Source organism: Sphingomonas sp. BRN-1R (genome assembly GCF_057748035.1).
In genome coordinates, this window is the sequence record NZ_CM173236.1 from 1,264,976 (window position 1) to 1,285,000 (window position 20,025).

20 protein-coding genes (1 of these 20 running past the window's edge) are annotated in these 20,025 nt (G+C 67.0%); 5 read left to right on the forward strand and 15 right to left on the reverse strand.

From position 1 onward, the window contains the following. Window positions 1-122 precede the first annotated feature (122 nt). The 4 genes from AC3ANX_RS05725 to AC3ANX_RS05740 form a co-directional block, all read right to left on the reverse strand. The gene (locus AC3ANX_RS05725) at window positions 123-1,610 is read right to left on the reverse strand and encodes an NAD(P)(+) transhydrogenase (Re/Si-specific) subunit beta (RefSeq protein WP_488336057.1); all 1,488 of its coding nucleotides are present in this window, start codon (window positions 1,608-1,610) and stop codon (window positions 123-125) included. Between the two features lie 105 nt (window positions 1,611-1,715). Continuing rightward, window positions 1,716-2,027, reverse strand: coding sequence for an NAD(P) transhydrogenase subunit alpha part 2 (locus tag AC3ANX_RS05730; RefSeq protein WP_488336058.1), 312 nt, complete (start codon window positions 2,025-2,027; stop codon window positions 1,716-1,718). 17 nt (window positions 2,028-2,044) lie between these two features. Then, on the reverse strand, window positions 2,045-3,166 hold the full coding sequence (locus tag AC3ANX_RS05735; protein ID WP_488336059.1) for an NAD(P) transhydrogenase subunit alpha: 1,122 nt from the start codon (window positions 3,164-3,166) through the stop codon (window positions 2,045-2,047). A gap of 7 nt (window positions 3,167-3,173) precedes the next feature. Further along, entirely contained in the window at window positions 3,174-3,311 is a 138-nt protein-coding gene (locus AC3ANX_RS05740; RefSeq protein ID WP_488336060.1) for an aa3-type cytochrome c oxidase subunit IV, read from the reverse strand. 139 nt (window positions 3,312-3,450) lie between these two features. Between AC3ANX_RS05740 and AC3ANX_RS05745 the strand changes: the two genes are divergently transcribed. After that, entirely contained in the window at window positions 3,451-4,872 is a 1,422-nt protein-coding gene (locus AC3ANX_RS05745) for a sigma-54-dependent transcriptional regulator (protein ID WP_488336061.1), read from the forward strand. Window positions 4,873-4,983: 111 nt separating this feature from the next. On the opposite strand, the gene folP is transcribed toward AC3ANX_RS05745, so the two are convergent. From folP to AC3ANX_RS05785, 8 genes are all read right to left on the reverse strand, one after another. After that, on the reverse strand, window positions 4,984-6,036 hold the full coding sequence (gene folP, locus AC3ANX_RS05750; protein ID WP_488336062.1) for a dihydropteroate synthase: 1,053 nt from the start codon (window positions 6,034-6,036) through the stop codon (window positions 4,984-4,986). Continuing rightward, window positions 6,036-6,869, reverse strand: a complete 834-nt coding sequence (locus tag AC3ANX_RS05755) for a GIY-YIG nuclease family protein (protein WP_488336063.1) — start codon at window positions 6,867-6,869, stop codon at window positions 6,036-6,038. The genes folP and AC3ANX_RS05755 overlap by 1 nt, the downstream gene beginning before the upstream one ends. 1 nt (window position 6,870) lies before the next feature. Continuing rightward, window positions 6,871-8,007 (reverse strand): DNA methyltransferase, encoded by a 1,137-nt coding sequence (locus tag AC3ANX_RS05760; protein WP_488336064.1) that lies wholly within the window; start codon window positions 8,005-8,007, stop codon window positions 6,871-6,873. 141 nt (window positions 8,008-8,148) lie between these two features. Further along, window positions 8,149-8,784 (reverse strand): ribonuclease HII, encoded by a 636-nt coding sequence (gene rnhB / locus AC3ANX_RS05765; protein WP_488336065.1) that lies wholly within the window; start codon window positions 8,782-8,784, stop codon window positions 8,149-8,151. Next, complete coding sequence (locus tag AC3ANX_RS05770; protein WP_488336066.1) at window positions 8,784-10,046, reverse strand: bifunctional hydroxymethylpyrimidine kinase/phosphomethylpyrimidine kinase; 1,263 nt, start codon at window positions 10,044-10,046, stop codon at window positions 8,784-8,786. The genes rnhB and AC3ANX_RS05770 overlap by 1 nt, the downstream gene beginning before the upstream one ends. Beyond that, on the reverse strand, window positions 10,043-10,273 hold the full coding sequence (locus tag AC3ANX_RS05775) for a DUF1272 domain-containing protein (protein ID WP_488336067.1): 231 nt from the start codon (window positions 10,271-10,273) through the stop codon (window positions 10,043-10,045). Before AC3ANX_RS05775 ends, AC3ANX_RS05770 begins: the two co-directional genes overlap by 4 nt. 135 nt (window positions 10,274-10,408) lie before the next feature. Further along, on the reverse strand, window positions 10,409-11,749 hold the full coding sequence (gene glmM, locus AC3ANX_RS05780) for a phosphoglucosamine mutase (RefSeq protein ID WP_488336068.1): 1,341 nt from the start codon (window positions 11,747-11,749) through the stop codon (window positions 10,409-10,411). 63 nt (window positions 11,750-11,812) lie between these two features. Continuing rightward, the gene (locus AC3ANX_RS05785; protein WP_488336069.1) at window positions 11,813-13,615 is read right to left on the reverse strand and encodes a peptide MFS transporter; all 1,803 of its coding nucleotides are present in this window, start codon (window positions 13,613-13,615) and stop codon (window positions 11,813-11,815) included. Between the two features lie 118 nt (window positions 13,616-13,733). Here AC3ANX_RS05785 and AC3ANX_RS05790 point away from each other — a divergent pair, with 118 nt between their 5' ends. Continuing rightward, on the forward strand, window positions 13,734-14,312 hold the full coding sequence (locus AC3ANX_RS05790) for a nitroreductase family protein (protein WP_488336070.1): 579 nt from the start codon (window positions 13,734-13,736) through the stop codon (window positions 14,310-14,312). 38 nt (window positions 14,313-14,350) lie between these two features. After that, window positions 14,351-14,707, forward strand: a complete 357-nt coding sequence (locus AC3ANX_RS05795; protein ID WP_488336071.1) for a GntR family transcriptional regulator — start codon at window positions 14,351-14,353, stop codon at window positions 14,705-14,707. Between the two features lie 31 nt (window positions 14,708-14,738). On the opposite strand, the gene AC3ANX_RS05800 is transcribed toward AC3ANX_RS05795, so the two are convergent. Further along, a complete protein-coding gene (locus AC3ANX_RS05800; RefSeq protein ID WP_488336072.1) occupies window positions 14,739-15,569 on the reverse strand; it encodes an arylamine N-acetyltransferase family protein in 831 nt (276 codons plus the stop codon). 46 nt (window positions 15,570-15,615) lie between these two features. On the opposite strand from AC3ANX_RS05800, the gene AC3ANX_RS05805 reads away from it, so the two are divergent. After that, complete coding sequence (locus AC3ANX_RS05805; RefSeq protein ID WP_488336073.1) at window positions 15,616-16,623, forward strand: L-threonylcarbamoyladenylate synthase; 1,008 nt, start codon at window positions 15,616-15,618, stop codon at window positions 16,621-16,623. Window positions 16,624-16,732: 109 nt separating this feature from the next. On the opposite strand, the gene AC3ANX_RS05810 is transcribed toward AC3ANX_RS05805, so the two are convergent. After that, window positions 16,733-17,815: an AI-2E family transporter gene (locus AC3ANX_RS05810; RefSeq protein ID WP_488336074.1), complete on the reverse strand. Its 1,083-nt coding sequence runs from the start codon at window positions 17,813-17,815 to the stop codon at window positions 16,733-16,735. A gap of 124 nt (window positions 17,816-17,939) precedes the next feature. On the opposite strand from AC3ANX_RS05810, the gene AC3ANX_RS05815 reads away from it, so the two are divergent. Continuing rightward, window positions 17,940-18,617 carry a response regulator transcription factor gene (locus AC3ANX_RS05815; RefSeq protein ID WP_488336075.1) on the forward strand — a complete coding sequence of 226 codons (678 nt, stop codon included), beginning with the start codon at window positions 17,940-17,942 and terminating at the stop codon, window positions 18,615-18,617. A 240-nt stretch (window positions 18,618-18,857) separates the two neighbouring features. Here the strand turns inward: AC3ANX_RS05815 and AC3ANX_RS05820 are convergent, their stop codons facing one another. Further along, window positions 18,858-20,025: the 3' end of a TonB-dependent receptor gene (locus AC3ANX_RS05820; protein ID WP_488336076.1), read on the reverse strand. Its footprint extends 1,388 nt past the window's final position; 1,168 of the gene's 2,556 nt are visible here — the last part of the coding sequence; its start codon lies off the right edge, out of view — the gene reads right to left on this strand; its stop codon occupies window positions 18,858-18,860.

Genomic DNA, 20,025 nt, shown 5'->3' on the forward strand with positions numbered 1-20,025 from the left:
CGGAGGATTAAACGTGGCCAATCCTGTACCTTTGTTGAAGCGCGTCAAGACGAGGCATGATCGCCAGCCGTAGCATTACTGGCGATTCGCGATGTTTCGTTTCAAATGTTACGACAGAGACTTCAATCGAGTGACTTGACGATTTCCTCGACCATCTTCTTGGCGTCGGCGAGCAGCATCATCGTGTTGTCCATATAGAAAACGTCGTTGTCGACGCCGGCATAGCCCACGCCGCCCATGGATCGCTTGATGAACAGCACCGTCTTGGCCTTTTCGACATCCAGAACGGGCATGCCGTAGATCGGTGAGGTCTTGTCGGTCTTCGCCGCCGGATTGGTGACGTCATTCGCGCCGATCACGAAGGCGACGTCGGTCTGCGCGAATTCCGAGTTGATATCCTCCAGTTCGAACACCTCGTCATAGGGCACGTTCGCCTCGGCAAGCAGCACGTTCATGTGCCCGGGCATGCGCCCCGCGACCGGGTGGATCGCATATTTCACGCGCACGCCGTGTTCCTTGAGCTTGTCGCCCATCTCGCGAAGCGCGTGCTGCGCCTGCGCGACCGCCATGCCGTAGCCGGGCACGATGATGACCTGTTCGGCCTGTTGCATCAGGAATGCGGCATCCTCGGCCGAGCCGCGCTTCCACGGCCGGTCGGTCTTGGCGGCGCCGCCTTCTGATGCGGTCGCCGCGCCGAAGCCGCCCGAGATCACGCTAATGAAGCTGCGGTTCATCGCCTTGCACATGATGTACGACAGGATCGCGCCCGACGAGCCGACCAGCGCCCCGGTGATGATCATCGCGCTGTTGTGCAGCGTGAACCCCATCGCCGCTGCCGCCCAGCCCGAATAGCTGTTGAGCATCGACACCACCACCGGCATGTCCGCGCCCCCGATCGGCACGATCAGCAGGAAGCCGATCGCGAACGACAGAACGGTGATCGTCCAGAACACCCACGCGCTCTGGTCCTGCGTGAAATAGGCGATCAGTCCGAGGATCGCCGCCAGCACGGTGAGGTTGATGATGTGACGCGCCGGCAGCAGGATCGGCGCGCCGCCCATGTTGCCGTTGAGTTTGAGGAACGCGATCACGCTGCCAGAGAAGGTGATCGCGCCGATCGCGACGCCAAGCCCCATCTCGATGCGGCTGACCTGGTGGATGGCGAGGAACGGCTGGCCGATCAGCGGGATCACCCGGTCGGCGATGCCGAAGGCGAGTGGATTGAGGAACGCCGCTGCCGCCACCAGCACCGCCGCCAGGCCGACCAGCGAGTGGAAGGCGGCGACGAGCTGCGGCATGTCCGTCATCGCGATCCGCCGCGCGGTGAGGATGCCGATGCCGGCGCCGATCGCGATCGCGACGAGGATCTCGACCGCCGTCACGGTATCGAGCGCGAACACCGGAACGCCGCCGGGGAGTATCCCGACCGGGACGAGCGGAAAGTGGACGATCAGCGTCGTCACCACCGCGATGGCCATGCCGATGATGCCCATGCGGTTGCCGCGCTGCGACGTGGCAGGGGACGACAGTCCACGCAAAGCGAGAATGAAGCACACGCCCGCGACGAGATAGGCAAGCGCCGCCCAGGGATTTACCGCCAGCTGTTCCATCGTTTGTCCTACCCCCAGATCGTCATGCCAGCGCACGCTGGCATCTCCCGTTGCTCACACGGACAAGAGCCGCACGAGACCCCAGCTTCGCCGGGGTGACGGGCCTTAGTGTTTCGCGGCCGCCGGCCGCTCTTTCTTCTTGTACATCGCGAGCATCCGCGCGGTGACCGCGAAGCCGCCGAAGATGTTGACGCTCGCCAGCACCACCGCGATCAGTCCCAGCAGCTTGGACACGGCGCCCCCCGCGCCGATCCCGGCGGCGGCGGCGGCGATCAGCGCGCCAACGATGATGACCGACGAAATTGCGTTCGTCACCGCCATCAGCGGCGTATGCAGCGCGGGCGTGACCGACCAGACGACGTAATAGCCGACGAAACAGGCCATGACGAAGATCGACAGGATCGAGATGAAGTCCATGGGTTCGCTCCTGTCGCTCAACCGAGCAATCTGGGGTTCACGACCTGACCAGCCTTGGTCAGCCGCACCGCGTCGCCGATCTCGGCATCGAGCACCGGCGCGCCTGCGTCCTTGTCCCAGAACGCGCTGAGGAAGTTGAACAGGTTGCGCGAGAACAGCGCCGAGGCATCCGCTGCCAGCCGGCTCGGCACGTTGCGGTGGCCGACGATTTTCACGCCGCCGATCTCGACCACTTCGCCCGCGACCGCACCCTCGACGTTGCCGCCCTGTTCGACTGCGAGGTCGACGATCACCGATCCGGGCTTCATGCTCGCGACCTGGGCCGCCGAAATCAGGCGCGGGGCAGGGCGGCCGGGGATCAGCGCGGTCGTGATGACGATGTCCTGCTTGGCGATGTGCGACGATACCAGTTCCGCCTGCGCGGCCTTGTATTCGTCGCTCATCTCACCGGCATAGCCGCCCGAGCCCTCGCCCTCGATGCCTGCGACATTCTCCACGAAGATCGGCTTTGCGCCGAGCGAGAGGATCTGTTCCCTGGTGGCCGAGCGCACGTCGGTCGCCGAGACCTGCGCGCCGAGCCGCCGCGCGGTGGCGATCGCCTGGAGGCCAGCCACGCCGACCCCCATCACGAACACCCGCGCCGCCGAAACCGTGCCCGCCGCCGTCATCATCATCGGAAAGGCGCGGCCATATTCCGCCGCCGCATCGAGCACAGCCTTGTAGCCGGACAGGTTGGATTGCGAGGAGAGGATGTCCATCGACTGCGCACGCGTGATGCGCGGCATGAACTCCATCGCCAGCGCCTCGAGGCCCGCGGCGGCATAGCCGTCGACGCGCGCGCGCTCTCCGAACGGGTTGAACGCCGCCGCGACCCACGCGCCCGGCGCGACTCCGCCAAGCGACCCCGGATCCGGCGCCTGCACGCCGAGCACGATGCCCGCACCGGCCAGCACGCCCGCGCGATCCGCGACGGTCGCGCCGGCGGCGGCATAATCGGCATCGGCGATCGCGGCGCTGAGGCCGGCACCTGCCTCGACCGCGACCTCGGCGCCGAGCGCGATGAATTTCTTGACGGTCTCCGCAGTCGCGGCAACGCGGCGCTCACCCGGAGCGCTCTCCCGAAGGATGGCGATCTTCACCGATGAATTACTTGCTGGCCGGCGCGAGCGCGAAATAGACGACGACGAACGCGAGCAGGAAGCACGCCACCGCCCCGTATTTCAACAGGCCGAGCACCTTGCTATAGGTCGCTTCGTGGACCTTGATGTCGCCGTCTTCGGCCATGCCTGCATCTCCCCATGCTTTATTCACCCTCGCTTAGCGGGTCCGTGCCTGTCCCTCAAGTCCCGCGATGAGGCGCTTAAGGGCGCTTTTACCCTCTTGCCGTAAGACAGGCGCTCCAACGGGTTCTTGGGGTGTAGGGATGACGCGTAACGGGCAACGCCTGCTGATGCTGATCGACGACGAGCCGGCGCAGCGCCGCCTTGTCGCGGCGATCGCGGCACGGCGTGGCTGGCGCGCGATCTTCGCCGCCGATGGCGAGATGGCGATCGCCACGCTGGGCACGCAGGATGGAATGCAGCTCGACGCGATCCTGCTCGATCACTGGACCCCCGATGCCGATCCGACCGCGCTGATCGAGGAACTGCGCACGCGCCGTCCGGCGCTGCCGCTGCTGCTGCTGACCGCCAACGGCTCGGTCGCGCAGGCCGTGTCGGCGATGCGCGCGGGGGCGACCGACTTCCTCGTCAAGCCGCTCGCGCCCGAACGGCTGCTCGGCGCGCTCGACGCGGCGGTGGCGGGCAAGGCGGCGGGCGAACTGCGTCCGCTCACCGAAAAGATCCCCGCATTGCTCGCCTTCGACGAGATCGTCGGCTCCGCTCCAGACTTCCGTGCCGCGCTCGCGATCGCCGCCAAGGCGGCGCGCGCGCGCGTGCCGGTGCTGCTGGAGGGCGAGAGCGGCGTCGGCAAGGAAGTGGTGGCGGAAGCGGTCCACGCTGCATCCCCGCGCGGCAAGAAGCCGATGATTACGGTGAACTGCGGCGCGATCCCGGCCAATCTGGTCGAAAGCGAGCTGTTCGGGCACGAGAAGGGCGCGTTCACCGGCGCGTTCGAGCGCAAGATCGGCCGGTTTCAGGAGGCTGACGGCGGCACCTTGTTCCTCGACGAAGTCGGCGAGATGCCGCTCGAGGCGCAGGTCAAGCTGCTGCGCGTGCTGCAATCGGGCGACATCCAGCCGATCGGCGCGCGCCATGCCCGTGAGGTCGACGTGCGCGTGATCGCGGCGACCAACAAGACGCTGATCGATGAGGTCGAGGCGGGGCGGTTCCGCGAGGATCTCTATTATCGGCTCAACGTGGTGCAGGTGACGATCCCGCCCTTGCGCGAGCGGCAGGGCGATATTCCGGCCTTGGCGCGTCACCTGCTCGCGCGGATCGCGCAGCAACCAGGGCTGCGGCCGCTCGGGATCACCGACGAGGCGCTCGCGCTGCTCGGCAAATACGACTGGCCGGGCAATGTCCGCCAGCTTCAGAACGCGCTGTTCCGTGCCGCCGTGCTGTGCGACGGCGCAGCGCTGACCTCGAACGACTTCCCGCAGATCGCCGCCTTGAGCGCGCAACGCCACAGCGTGCCGGGGCCGACGCCGATGGCGACCTCGGGCGGGGTCACCCTGTTCCACGCCGATGGCAATCTGCGCGCGCTGGAGGAAATCGAAGCCGACGTGATCCGCCTCGCGATCGGCCATTACCGCGGGCGCATGACAGAGGTGGCGCGTCGACTGGGGATCGGGCGCTCGACCTTGTACCGCAAGCTGGGTGAGTTGGGGATTGATAATGCAGCCTGAGGCGCAGGCGCGACCACGTTCGCGCCGGTTCGCGTAGCGAAGCGCCCAGGCCGGCCGGCGGGTTGCGCGAGCAAGCCCGTCCGACGGCGGCTTCGCCGCCGGCGCTGGCCATCACCCCACCAGTGCCCGGTCGCGCAAGCCCCGCCACACCCGCAGCGCCTGCACCGTCTCGGCCACATCATGCACACGCAGCATCTGCACGCCGGCCTCCGCGCCCTTCACCGCCAGCGCGACCGAGCCGCCGAGCCGCTCGCTCACCGGCGCTTCGCCCGACAGCGCACCGATCAACCGCTTGCGGCTGACTCCGAGCATGATCGGGCAACCGAGGCCGTGAAACAGCGCAACGCCGTTGATAAGCGCGAGATTGTCAGCGAGCGATTTGCCGAAGCCGATACCGGGATCGACCATGATCCGCGCCCGCTCGATCCCTGCCGCCACGGCCGCCTCGATCCGCGCTTCAAGCCAGTCGTACACCTCGGTCAACACGTCGGCATAGCCGTAGCCGCCGTGTGGGCCGCGCTTGGGGTCGGGCGAGTGCATCAGGATCACCGGCGCGCCCGCGCGCGCGACGATGCCCGCCGCGCGATCATCCCACAGCAGCGCCGACACGTCGTTGACGATCACATCTCCAAGCGCAAGCGCCGCCTCCATCACCGCACCCTTGCGCGTATCGACCGAGACGAGCGTACCCGCGCGCAGCAGCCGCTCGATCACCGGCGCGACGCGCTTCGCTTCATCGCCCTCCCAGACCAGCGGCGCGCCGGGACGGGTCGATTCGCCGCCGACATCGATCAACGCCGCGCCCGCCGCTGCCATCGCCACCCCGGCAGCGGCGGCCGCCTCGGGGTCGTCCTGGAGCGTGCCTCCGTCCGAAAAACTGTCGGGTGTTACGTTGAGGATGCCCGCCACCAGCGGCTGATCGAAGCGCAATGTGCGCTCGCCTATGGTAAGCGCGGGGCGGGGGGCGATGATGCGCGCGTGGATCGCGGCGGCGTGCGCACCGAGCCCCGCCACCTCCGCGACCGGGATCGTGCTGCGCGCGCGGCCCTCGATCACCTCATAGGCGGCGAACCACAGCATCCCGCCCGCCAGCCGCGCGACGCTGCCGTCCGGATGTATGACGGGGGTGTCGACGAACTGGGTGGGGCGGAGGTGGAGGGGCATCAGTTTTTGTTCAATCCCATTTCGCGGCTTTGCAACTTAGCTTTCCAGAGGGATTCCATCATCAGGATTGCTCCAGCAGCATCGGCAGAACCGGCGACTTGAAGAATGCTGACCCGATAATTAGCCGGTTCTCGAATGCGTAAAGCCGCGTTTCCACCATGCCCGTCTGCAACATAGGCTGACCAACGCCCCCAGAAACCGTCCGCACCTGTTGCGGAGCCGACATATTGTTCCTGTGTTCGTGGGCAGGTCAGCAGGTAAACACCACGAACCTGAGACAGGGCAACGCGCCACCCCACCGGCAGCGACGACAAATCGGAAAGTTGTGCAATGAACGCTGCAAAGCCGGGGAACGGTGGCTCGACGAACTGCTCGCGCAATTCTGTTACCGATTTGTTCTGAAGATCCGCGCGTTGTGCCCAACTTCGGGTGCCCGCCCCCCAGTCCACAACCAACCGACCCGCCAACGATTGGAATTCCATCAGCGGCTGAAGCTGATAAAGGTCGTACTCGGCAAATCGCGCTGGGTCGCGGCCAGCGATGGGATCGATCCAGTCGCACGGTGCCGGGCTTCCCGGACCAACACCATAACACCCTACGAAAAGCGTTTTGGCGTCGGGCGTGACCACGAACGACGCCCAATAGGGTGACGAGAAGTACGCTTGGCGGACGCGCTTCTGTAGGCGCTGATAATCGTTGAACCTGTCTTCATCGTCGCGCCACAGCGCATAGGGCGTAAGCCCATGCCGCCTTGTTTCATGGCGCAATAGCCGGACCTGTCGTGGTTCCAAACCCCCAGCAATCAGCAACTGATTAAAGCGGATCAGCGACATATCAAGGCTGCGTCGCCAGCAGATACGTCTGGCGCAGCGTATCGATCGGCGCGAGGCCGGCCGGCGTCTCGATGTGCCAGAAGGTCCAGCCGTTGCACGCCGGCGCGCCCTGCACCGCCGAGCCGACCTTGTGGATCGAGCCGAGATGCGTGCCGCACGCGCTCTCCAGGCTGCCATCGGCGCGGACCAAAGCGCGGTGTTTGCGCTTGGCGTCCGACAGGACGACGCCGGGGGTGAGATAGCCGTTCTCGACCAGCACGCCGAACGCCACCTTGGGAGCGGCCTTGGGGCTCTGCATCGTCGTCAGCGCGGATTCGTCGAGCGGCAGCGCGGCGTCGATCCGCGCTTGCGCGGCGGCGACATAGGCATCCTCGCGCTCGATGCCGATCCAGTGCCGGCCCAGCCGTTTCGCCACCGCGCCGGTCGTGCCGGTGCCGAAGAACGGATCGAGCACCACGTCGCCCTTCTTGGTGCAGGCTAGCAGGATACGGTAGATCAGCGCCTCGGGCTTCTGGGTCGGGTGGACCTTGACGCCGTCCTTCTTGAGCCGCTCCTGACCGCCGCACACCGGGAATTCCCAGTCGCTGCGCATCTGAAGCTCGTCGTTGAGCGTCTTCATGCTGCGATAGTTGAACGTGTAGCGCGCCTTCTCGCCCATTGACGCCCAGATCAAAGTCTCATGCGCGTTGGTGAAGCGGGTGCCCTTGAAGTTGGGCATCGGGTTCGACTTGCGCCACACGATGTCGTTGAGGATCCAGTAGCCGAGATCCTGGATCGCCGAGCCGACCTTGAAGATGTTGTGATAGCTGCCGATCACCCAGATCGAGCCGTTCGGCTTGAGGATGCGGCGTGCCTCGGCCAGCCATGCGCGGGTGAAGCTGTCATAGGCGGACAGGCTGTCGAACTTGTCCCACTCGTCCGTCACGGCATCGACATGGCTGCCGTCGGGCCGCGACAGATCGCCGCCGAGCTGCAGATTATAGGGCGGATCGGCGAAGATCATGTCGACGCTTGCCGCCGGCAGCGCGCGCATCGCGGTGATGCAATCCTGCTGGATGATCCGGTCGAGCGGCAGCTCAACCGCCTCCAGCGCGACGGGCGCGGCCCCGCGCGTCTTAACCTTCTCCAGAACCCCCATGCCCGTACCCCCGTGTTCAATTCCGCACCTTCCTGCGGATCGTGGGACTCGCGTCAAGCGAACATTGGTTAACGAGAAACCCTGCTAAAGCGTTAACGCGGCGGAACATTTCAGGACTGGACCAAGATGTTGAGTCCTGAGTTATCCACAGGCCCCAGCGCTTGGGTGTGGCGTTTTCGACTCGGCCTCGCGAAAAAATGCCGCGACCGGTGCGAAGCTGCGGCGGTGGAGCGGCGAGGGGCCGTGTTCGCGCAACGCCCGCAGGTGTTCGGGCGCGCCATAGCCCTTGTTGGTGATCCAGCCGTAATGCGGATGCGCCTCGTGATGCGCGAGCATGATCGTGTCGCGGGTGTGCTTGGCGATGATCGAGGCGGCGGCGATCGACAGGCTGATCGCATCGCCCGACACGATCGCCGTGGCGGTGTGGCCCCAGCGCGGCAAGCGGTTGCCGTCGACCAATACGTGCCCCGGCGCGCAGCCGAGCGCCTCGACCGCAAGCGTCATCGCCTTCATCGTCGCCCAGTAGATGTTGAGCGTGTCGATCTCCTCGGCCTCGACGATGCCGACGCCGACATGCGCGCAGCCGCGCAGCCGGTCGTGCAGCCGCGCACGCTCGGCGGCGGGGAGCTTCTTCGAATCGTCGATGCCGCGCGGGATGCCCTTGGCGGGCAGGATGACGGCGGCGGCGACCACCGGCCCGGCGAGCGGACCGCGCCCGGCTTCGTCCACGCCCGCGACGGGCGCGAGGCAGAGTTTTTCGTGTTTGAGGGTCGGCATCAGGCGATCCGCCATGCCGGAAATCGTCGTGTCTCGCCAGCCTGATAGAGACAGATCGCATTGCCGACGGGGTCGCGCGTGCGCGCCTCGCGCCAGCCCCAGCGTTGGTCGACCGGATCGGCGACGGTCGCGCCGGTCGCGCGTAGCGCGGCGACGGCGGCGTCGAGATCGCCGCATTCGAGATAGAGCATCGGCCCGTGCGGCATCTCGTCGGCCGCCTCGATCGACAGCGTGACGCCGCCTGCGCTTTCGAACCGTGCGTAGCGAGGGGCGGCATCGACGATGCGGGTGAGGCCAAGCGCTTCGTAGAAGGTGGCGCTCGCGGCGAAATCGGCGAGCGGCAGCGTGATCTGGTTGGGCGTCGGCGCGGGCGGCGCATCGAGCCGCACGGTCTGCTGCCCCATCGGCCCGTGTGCGCCGCCAAGCCCCGGCGCGCCGAGCATCGCCAGCCGCACGAAGATGCGCGCGCGCTCGATCGCGTGGAGCAGGGGCGTGCCGCGCGCGAGTTCGGTCGCGATCGCCGAGGCGAGCGTGCAGCCGGTGCCATGCGTATGGCGCGTGGCGATGCGCGGACTTTCCCAACGCGCGATCTCGCCGTCGGGGCCGACGAGGCGGTCGGTCAGCATATCGCCCTTGGCGTGACCGCCTTTAACGAGGATGGTCGTTCCCATCGCCAATGCCAAGCTTACCGCCTCATCCACCGTTCGCCCTGAGCTTGTCTCAAGCGCTGCGCTCGCGGCCCGTGCTTCGACAGGCTCAGCACGAACGGAGGAGAGGGCCGCTAGTTCGGGCAGGTTGGGCGTCACCACCGTCGCGAGCCGCATCAGCCGTTCGAACGCCGCGACCGTTTCGGCATCCGCGAGCGTAGCGCCGCTAGTGGCAACCATAACCGGATCGACTACGATCGGCAGCGTATCATGTGCTCCCGCGAAGGCGGGAGCCCAGCCTAGGTTTCCGCCTTCGCGGAAACACAAAGAGGTGAGCGCATCGGCCACCGCATGCGCCGTCGCGGCCGAGCCGATCATGCCGATCTTCACCGCGTCCACACCGATATCCGACACGCATGCTTCGATCTGCGCCGCCACCATGTCGGCCGGCACCGGCATCACCGCCGCCACGCCGAGCGTGTTCTGCGCGGTGATCGCGGTGATCGCGGTCATCGCGTGGCCGCCGAGCATCGTCACCGTCTTGATATCGGCCTGAATGCCTGCGCCGCCGCCCGAATCCGACCCGGCGATGACGAGGATGCGCGGTGTCGTCACGCATGCCCCTTGAAGCGGCGCACGCTCGAACCCGGATTGCCGGCGAGCGCCTTGCCGACCCGCGCGGGCCGGTCCATCAGCTCGCCGCCGCAGGTCGGGCAGCGATCGTCGAGATCCTCCGCGCATTCGGCGCAATAGGTGCACTCGAACGAGCAGATGAACGCGCCGGAGGCGTTCGCGGGCAGGTCGACGCCGCAGCGTTCGCAATCGGGGCGCATTTCGAGCATTCTTCTACCTTCCAACTCTCGTCACTCCAGCGAAAGCTGGGCTCTCTCCGTGTGGCGCGGTCCCGCTCGCCCCGAGAAGACCCCAGCTTTCGCCAGGGTGACGTTTGTGGTGGGGCGGGGCAGGCCGCGTCGACGTTACGCCGCCGCCGCGCGCACCGCGTCGCAGATCCGGTCGACCACGTGCTCCACCTGCGCGGAATCGTCGCCCTCGGCCATCACCCGGATCACCGGCTCGGTGCCCGAGGGGCGGATGACGAGCCGGCCCTTGCCGACCAGTTCCGCCTCGGCCTCGGCGATCACCGCCTTCACGCTCTCCGCCTCCAGCGGCTTGCCGCCGGCGAAGCGCACGTTCTTGAGCAACTGCGGGAGCGGATCGAAGCGGTGGAGCAGTTCGCTCGCTGGCATGCCCGAACGCACCAGTTCGGCGAGGATCTGCAACGCCGCGACCAGTCCGTCGCCGGTGGTGGCGTAATCGGCGAGGATGATGTGCCCCGACTGTTCGCCGCCGACGTTATACCCCTGCGCGCGCATCGCCTCGAGCACGTAGCGATCGCCGACGCTGGTGCGCACCAGCTTGATGCCCTGCGTGGCGAGATGCCGCTCCAGCCCGAGGTTCGACATCACCGTCGCGACCAGCCCACCCTGCTTGAGCCGCCCGGCGCGCGCCCAGCCGCTCGCGATCGTCGCCATCAACTGGTCGCCGTCGATCACCTTGCCGTTCTCGTCCACCACGATCAGCCGGTCGGCATCGCCGTCGAGCGCGATGCCGATGTGGGCTCCGCTCGCCACCACCGTCTCGCACAGCACCTGCGGTGCGGTCGAGCCGACCCCGTCGTTGATGTTCTTGCCGTTGGGCGTCACCCCGATCGCGATCACCTCGGCACCCAGTTCCCACAAGGCGGAGGGCGCGACCTGATAGGCGGCGCCGTTCGCGCAATCGACCACGATCTTGAGCCCGTCGAGCGTCAGCCCGGCCGGGAAGGTCAGCTTGGCCGCGTGGATGTAGCGCCCGCGCGCATCCTCGACGCGCCGCGCGCGGCCGATCTCCTCGGGCGCGGCGAGCGGCACCTCGCCGTCGATCAGCGCCTCGATCGCGAGTTCGTCGGCATCGGACAATTTGTAGCCGTTCGGGCCGAACAGCTTGATGCCGTTGTCCTGATAGGGATTGTGGCTGGCCGAAATCATGACGCCGAGATCGGCGCGCATCTCGTGCGTCAGCATCGCGACGGCCGGCGTCGGCATCGGCCCGACCAGCACGACGTCCATGCCCACGGACGTGAACCCGGCAACCATCGCGTTTTCGAGCATATAGCCCGACAGGCGGGTGTCCTTGCCGATCACGACGCGGTGGCGATGGTCGCCGCGTCGGAAGTGCGCGCCCGCCGCCATGCCGACCTGCATCGCCATCGCCGCCGTCATCGGAGCCTTGTTGGTGAGGCCACGGATGCCGTCGGTGCCGAAATATTTGCGTGCCATGCGTCGCTCCAAGGTGGATGACCGCCCTGATAGCGCCGCCGCGATCGGAGCGCGAGTGGGGCGTTACTTCACCCCGTGCATCCACGTCTTGAGCGGCCACGACAGCGCGAGCAGCACCACGCCCAGCACGATCGCGACCTCGGAGATCGTCACGAACACGCCGACATAGGTGTCGAGGCTGACCTTGAGGTTGGTCACTTCGCCGCCGACCGTCTCCACGCTGGCGAACTGCGCGACCACGCCCGCGACGTACTGCGCGACCGAGATCGACAGGAACCACACGCCCATCATCAGCCCGACCACGCGCGCGATCGACAGTTTGGTGATCATCGACAGCCCGACCGGCGAGATGCACAGCTCCGCCACCGAATGAACGAGGTACAGCCCGGCAAGCCAGATCATCGCCACCTTATAGTCCGGCCCGACATAGGCCGTGCCCCACACCAGCAGCAGGAAGCCGAGCCCTACGCCGATCAGCGCGATGCCGAACTTGACCGGGATCGACGGCTCCAGCCCGCGCTTGGCAAGCGCCGTCCACAGCCAGCTCATCACCGGTGCCAAAGTGACGATGAAGAAGGCGTTAAAGAACTGCGTCTGCCCCGCCGAGATCGGGATGCCCCACAGATCGGGCTGGGTATTGCGATCCGCGAACAAGGTGAGCGAGGAGCCCGCCTGTTCGAACAAGGTCCAGAAAATCACGTTGAAGGTGACGAGCACCATCGCCGCCAGCATCATCTGGAACTCCTGCCTTGAACCCGCGAAGAACGACCAGATCAGGATCGCCGGCACGCCGACCAGGAAGGTGCCGAACAGCAATTTGCCCATCAGCGACAGCGACGCGACATAGCCGATGAAGCCCGAACCCGGCTCGGGCGGGGCCATGTTCATCAGATTGACGAACAAGAGGTAGAATAGCGGAATGCCGATCAGCGCGGCGGCGTAGATGCCGAGCGCGCGATCCTTGGCGGTCCCCGCTGCGATGCCGGCGGGCGGCTCGCCATAGCCGCCGAGCTTGCCGCCATCGAACTGGATCAGCGTCCACGAAAACAGCATGCCGACCGCGGCGAGCCCGAACCCCGCCCACCAGCCGACCGCATCGGCCAGCCACGGACACAGCAACTGCGAGCCGAGCGAGCCGAGGTTGATGCCCATGTAGAAGATCGTGAACCCCGAATCGCGGCGTCGGTCGCCCTGTGCGTAGAGTTCGCCGACCATGGTCGAGATGTTGGGTTTGAAGAAGCCGTTGCCGACCGACACCATCGACAGCGCGATCAGCAGCACCGCGATGTAGAACGGGCTGCGCTCGCCGTCCGACATGAAATGCCCTTTCGCGACGGTCTGCGCGACTGCGCCGTCCTGCCCGAGCAGCGACACCGTGCCGTCGTCATTGCCCTTGATCCTGAGCCGTTGCGCGCCGTCCACGACATAGCGTGCCTCCGCGCCGTTCACGGTGGTGATCTCGACCGAATGGCGCGTGCCGTCGATCACCGCATAGGGCGTTGCCGCCGGGCCGCCGAAGCACAGCACGAAATAGCCGACCGCCATCAGCAGCGCGCCGAACTTCACCGCGCGTTTCGCGCCGAGATACTGGTCCGCCAGATAGCCGCCGATCAGCGGGGTGAGGTACACGAGCGCGGTATAGCCGCCGTAGAGGCCGGTCGCGGCGCGATCGCCGAACACGAAATGCTTGGTGAGATACAGCGTGAGCAGCGCGCGCATGCCGTAATAGCCGAACCGCTCCCACATCTCGGTGGTGAACAGCCGGGCGAGCTGGCGCGGGTGGCCGAACCAAGTCTCGCCGGCGGCCGGATTGACATGGGTGATGTCCGGCTCTCGCGGGCTGTCCGCGGTCGGGGTGTCCACCATTTTGTATTCGCTCCCAAAATCCCTCGACCCGGCTTTGCGCGGGGCGTTTTGTAGCGGATGAAACTAGCGGCAATCGCGGGCCTGTAAATACGCGAGGCCACACGCTACATCGCCGTCCATGTTCAACGACACCAGTTCGCCGCTCGCGCTGCTCGCCACCCGCCGTTCGGGCAAGCCGCGCGACATGATCGCCCCCGGACCTTCGCCCGAGCAGATGGAGACCATCCTCTCCATCGCCGCGCGCACCCCCGATCACGGCAAGCTCGCGCCCTGGCGGTTCGTAGTGGTAGGCGACGACACGCGCGCGCGCCTCGCCGAAGTCATCACCGACGCCTATCGCGCCGAGCGCCCGCAGGCGACCAAGGTCGAGATCGACTCGCTCGTTCAGTTCGCGCATCAGGCGCCCGCGCTGGTGGTGGTGCTGTCGTCGCCGCATCCGACCAGCAAAATCCCGTTGTGGGAACAGGAGCTGTCGGCGGGGGCGGCTTGCATGAACCTGCTCACCGCCGCGCATGCGCTCGGCTTCGTCGGCGGGTGGTTGACCGGCTGGCCGGCGTTTTCGGACACGGTGCGCGATGCGTTCGGTTCGGCGCCGGAGCGAATCGCCGGCTTCATGTTCCTCGGAACGCCCGAGCGTCTGCTCGACGAGCGGCCCCGTCCCGAACTGAGCGCCGTGGTCTCGCAATGGGCAGGCTGAACACTGGACGGCCAGCCCGGTTGCTGTATTAGGGTGGCATGACAGCGCTCAGCAACGACGACAGCCCGGTTTATATCCGGTTGCGCGGCACCATCGCCGCGGCGATCCTGCGCGGCGACTATCGCGCGGGCGATCAGCTTCCCTCGGTCCGCGCGCTTGCCGCACAGCATGGCGCCAATCCGCTGACCGTCGCCAAGGCGTATCAGACGTTCCAGGACGACGGCTATGTCGAGGTGCGGCGCGGTGTCGGCATGTTCGTGCTGCCGGGCGCGGCGGAGAAACTGCGCGCGGCGGAGCGGACGTTGTTCCTCAGCGAAAGCTGGCCGCGCATCCGCGATCACATCCGGCTGCTCGGGCTGGACGCGGCGGACCTGCTGGAGCGTAGCGAGGCCTGAGCTTACCCTCGACGGAGACAGGCGAGGGCGGTCAGCCCGGGAACAGGCCCAGCCGCGCCACGTCCTCGGCCGAGAGGTCGATCCCGAACAACATGCTCAGCCGCAGCCGATAGACGCGCGGGTCGGTGATCTCCGCCTCGGTCGTCTCGCTGCCTGAGCGGCGGCGATACGCGCGGTCGGTGAGCGAGGCGAACCCTTTGGGCAGTACGATGCTGACCACGTTTGTGGTACGGAAGCGGCTGCCCGGCGCGGTCGATGCCCACAGATTACCCATCGCCAGATCGGCGTCATAGGCCAGCGCGGGCACGAAGCTGTATTGCGGCTGAAACCCTTCGCCGCCGCCGCGCCCGTCGGTGGTAGCCGCGTCGCCCGCGCGCCACACCACCCAGCCGCGCGCATCCTCGTGCGTCAGGCGGAAGCGTGCGCCATCCGGGGCATCGGCTTCCGCGCCATCGACCAGCGGCATCGGCGGGGTGTAGCTGCCGCCGAACCCGGCGTCGGCGATCCACTCGGTGTCGCCCAGCGAGACGATGCTGATCGCGTGGGTCAGCGGCGGCACCTCGGTCGCGCCGAGCCACACGCGCGCAAGCTGCGGCCGCGCGACGAAGCCGAGCGCGGCGAGCGCATCGAGGAACAGCCGGTTGTGTTCGAAGCAATAGCCGCCGCGCCGCGCCGTCACCAGCTTGGCGAACACCGCGCCGCTGTCGATGGCGATCGCGCGGCCGAGCATCACATCGAGGTTTTCGAACGGGATCGCCAGTCGGTGTGCGCGCTGGACTGCGGCGAGGGCGTCCGCGTCGGCACGCTCGGGCCCGGCGAGGCGGATACGGTCGAGATAGGCGGAGAGATCAAAGGTGGTCATGTGGCCCTCTTATCTATTGCAGCGCAACATGCTAGGTTGCGTCGCAATGAACGCTCCCGGCCCGATCGACAGCACCCGGATCCTGCCCTTCGGCGACGCCGCCATCGCCGAGGCGGCGGCGCTTATCAAGTCCGGCCAGGTGGTCGCGGTGGCGACGGAAACGGTGTACGGGCTCGCCGCCGATGCGACCCAACCCGCCGCGGTTGCGGAAATCTACGCCGCCAAGGGGCGCCCCGCGTTCAATCCGCTGATCGTCCACGTTCTCGACATGCACATGGCGCACCGTCTCGGCGAGTTCGACCGGCGGGCAGAGGCGCTGGCGGAGATGTTCTGGCCCGGACCGCTCACGCTGGTGGTGCCGCGCCGCGCGGGCGCAGGGATCGCGGCGATCACCACCGCCGGGCTCGATACGATCGCGATCCGCGTGCCGGCACACCGTGCGATGCGTGCGCTGATCGAAGCGTCGGGCCACCCGCTCGCCGCGCCCTCGGCCAACCGCAGCGGCGCGATCAGCCCGACCCGGGCGGAGCATGTGCTGGCGAGTCTGGGCGGGCGCATCCCGTTGATCCTCGACGATGGCCCGTGCGAACAGGGTGTGGAATCGACCATCGTCCGTGAGGTCGACAATGCGACGCGCGTGCTGCGCCACGGTCCCGTCGGCGTCAACGCGCTGCTCGCGACGATCCAGCAGGGTGCGGACGAGCATTGGCAGGCGATCCCCGGCGTGGAGCGGTTCGATCCGGGTCTCGGCGGGTTCGAGACGCGGATCGAGGCGCCGGGCCAGCTCGTCTCGCATTACGCGCCGTCCAAGCCGTTGCGCATCAACGCGATCCATGCCGAGCCCGACGAGTGGATGATCGGCTTCGGCCCGATATTCGGCGATGCATCGCTGTCACCCTCGGGCGACGTCAAGGAAGCGGCGGCGCGGCTGTTCGATCTGCTCCATGCCGCCGACGCGAGCGGCAAGACACGCATCGCGGTCGCGCCGGTGCCGGGCGAGGGGGTCGGCACCGCGATCAACGACCGGCTGCGCCGCGCCGCGCACCCGCGCTGACGCATCGACCTCCGTCATCCCAGCGCACGCTGGGACTTTTTCGGGGCTGGCGTAACGATCGCCGCGAGAGACCCCAGCTTGCGCTGGGGTGACGAACAGGACCCGGAGCCTAAGGCGTTCCGGGTGCCTCCACCGCCGGTTCGCCGATGAAATCGCGCCACAGCATGATCAGCACCGCCATCGTCGCCGGTCCGACGAACAGGCCGAGCAGCCCGAACGTCTCGACTCCGCCGAGGATGCCGATCAGCACCCACAGGAAGGGCAGGCGGGTGGCGCCGCCGATCAGGATCGGGCGGACGAAATGGTCGGCGATGCCAACGACGACAAGGCCGATCACCACCACAGCGATCGCCCCCGCGAGTGCCGACTTGGCCAGCAGCAGCAGCGCCGCGATCGCGAACATCAGCGCGGCGCCGAACGGGATCATCGCCGCCACCGCGGTCAGCGCGCCGAGCAACAGCGAATGCGGCACGCCGAGCACGAGATAGACCACCGCCATCACCGCACCCTCGCCGATGCCGACCAGCACCAGCCCGTCGATCGTGCCGCGGATCGACAGCGCGGCGAGCGAGGCGACGCGTTCGCCCGGCGGCCCCAGCATGCGGTCGCTCGCGTGGCGGCACTGCGCGAGGATCGCGTCGCGGTCGCGCAGCAGGAAGAACAGGGTGAGCAAGGTGAAGCCGAAGATTACCGCGCGGTGCAGTACGTTGCTGCCGATCAGCCGCGTGCGCGCCAGCCACTCCGCGCCGCGCAGATGCTGCCATTGCAGCGTGGCGCGTTCGGGCGTGGAGAGATTCTCCTGCCACCAGTTGGCGACCGCATGCGATCCGAACGGCAAATGCGCGACCCAATCCGGCACCGGCACGCCCTGCCTCTGCGCAAGCGTGATCCAGATGGCGACCTCGTGCGCCTCGCGCGCGGCTTCGGCAATGCACAGGATCAGCGGGATCACCACCAGCAGGCCGAGCGCGGTTGTGCCGATCGCGGCGAGCCACGTCCGCGCGCGGGCGCCGGGCCAGCGCGCCACAGCGCGCTGGCGCAACGGATCGATCGCTACCGCGATCACCACCGCCCATACCAGAGCGGGCACGAACGCGCCCGCGATCCACAGGCCGAGCAGGGCGAGCAGGGCGGCCAGTCCGATCCGGCTGAACCGCCGCACGCGTTCGCGCATCACATCTTCGTCTTCCATACTCGCCAGCTTTAGCGGCATCGCCAGTTTTCGAAAGCGTTGCTAACATGACGCAGATTTCACGCGATTTGGCATCGACATGCTGGCAAGCGCGCTGCCGAAGTCCTTGCGTGGAGTAGATAGGATGCGTCTTCTGATCGGCGAGGACGACAGCGCCGCCGCCAAGCAGCTCGCCGGCGATCTCGGCGAGCTCGGCCACGACTGCGAGATCGCACCCGATGGCCGCGCCGCACTCGCTCAGGCGACCGATTCGCGTTTCGACGCGATCCTGCTCGAGTGCACGCTGCCGTTCGTCGACGGGGTCGCGGTTACCGCGTTGCTGCGCGACCGCGGCATCGATCTGCCGATCGTCATGGTGTCCGCGCTCGACGATCTCGAACACCGGCTGATCGCGCTGGAGGCGGGGGCGGACGATTATCTCGTCAAACCCGCCGCCCCGGCCGAGATCGACGCGCGGCTTCGCGTCATCCTGCGGCGCGGTGCGGGCGCGGTGAAGTCGGGCGTGATGTGGGCCGGCGATATCGAAGTGAACGAGGTGAAACGCAGCGCCTCGCGCGCCGGCCGCGCGCTGAAGGTGCAGAACATCGAATTCCGCATCCTGTGCGAACTGGTCCGCAACGTGAACACCGTCGTCACCCGGCAGATGCTGTACCAGTCGGTGTGGAATTATGATTTCACGCCCAAGACCAATATCGTCGAATCGCACATGACCCGGCTGCGCACCCACCTGACCCAACCCGGCGAGGGCGATCCGATCGCGACGATTCGCGGCGTGGGCTACATGCTCAGCGACAAGGGCTGAGGTGGCCTGACCCCGCTGACGCACGACCGCAGGATCGACGCGATCCTTCCGCAACGACGTTGGGCGAGCTGGTGGCGTGGCGGTAGATGCGCGGTGCGGCGCACGTAGCGGGCGATGGCAGCCGATCCGCGCCAGGCCGCCGCGCCGGGTTTGCGTGTCGTGATCGACCTGCGCGCAGGCTGAACGCGAAAGGCCGACGACCTCGCGGTCGTCGGCCTTCCCGAACCAGCGGTCAGGCGATCAGAAGCTGACGCTGATCTCGCCGCCGAAGGTGCGCGGCGGGTTGAGGTTGCCATAGTCGCCGAGCACGCCGCTATAGTTGGTCGAGACCAGCGTGCTGCCGTTGTAGTTGGTGACCGGGACCGAGTTCGCACCCGAGCGGCGATAGACGTAAGTCGTGTCAAACAGGTTGCGTGCCCAGACCGCGACCGACACCTTGTTGCGCTCGCCCACCATGATGTCGGCCAAGGCAATGCGGCCGTTCACGACGAAGCTGGCGTCGGTCTTCACCGGCTCAAGCTGGAAGCTGTACTGGCTGCTCGCATAATTGCCATCGAGGTGGAAGCGGATGTTCGCGCCACCGGCGATGTTGACCGGCTTCACATAGTCGATCGCGCCCGACGCCGCATTGTTCGGCGTATAGACGATGTACAGCTGCTGCGGCAGACCCCCGGTCAGCGGGTTCACCGCCGAAGGTGCCTTCCAATAGGTGTAGGCATAGGAGCCGGTCAGCGTCAGCTCCGGGATCGGCTTCACGGTCAGATCGACCTCGACGCCGCGGATCTTGGTGTTGCCGGCGTTCTGCGTCTGCTCGATGTGGCTGCCGTTGGTCGGGCTGGTCGCGGCGGTATCATACAGATCAAAGTCGAACTGCGTGTTGCTGCGGTCCATGATGTAGCCAGCGACGTTCAGGCGCGCCCGATGCTCCCAGAAGTCCATCTTCGCGCCGATTTCATACGACTTTACCGATTCGGGGCCGAAGGCGTTGAAGCTCTGCGAACGGTCGTTCGCACCGCCGGCGCGGAAGCCGGTCGCGTACTTGGCGTAGAGGTGGATATCCTGCGAGGCGTCGAACGCGATGTTGAACATCGGGTCGAAGCGGCTGATGCTGTTCTTGAACGCGAACGGCTGTGCGACGTTGTTGACGACATAGAGCGTGCCGTGACGGTCGTCCTTGGTCCAGCGGCCGCCGGCGGTGATGTGCACCACGTCGTTCAGCGCCTCGGGCGAGAAGGTCAGGTTGCCGAACACCGAGTAGTTGTGGTCGTGCGCCTGACTCGCGCGGGTGATGAACTGGCAGCTGTTGGCGAACTGCGGGACCGTAGTCGCCAGCGTGTTGTTGCACGACGAGGCGTAGGGCTGATATCCCGAGTTCGCGCCGGTGACGGTGCCGGTCACGATCGGGCTG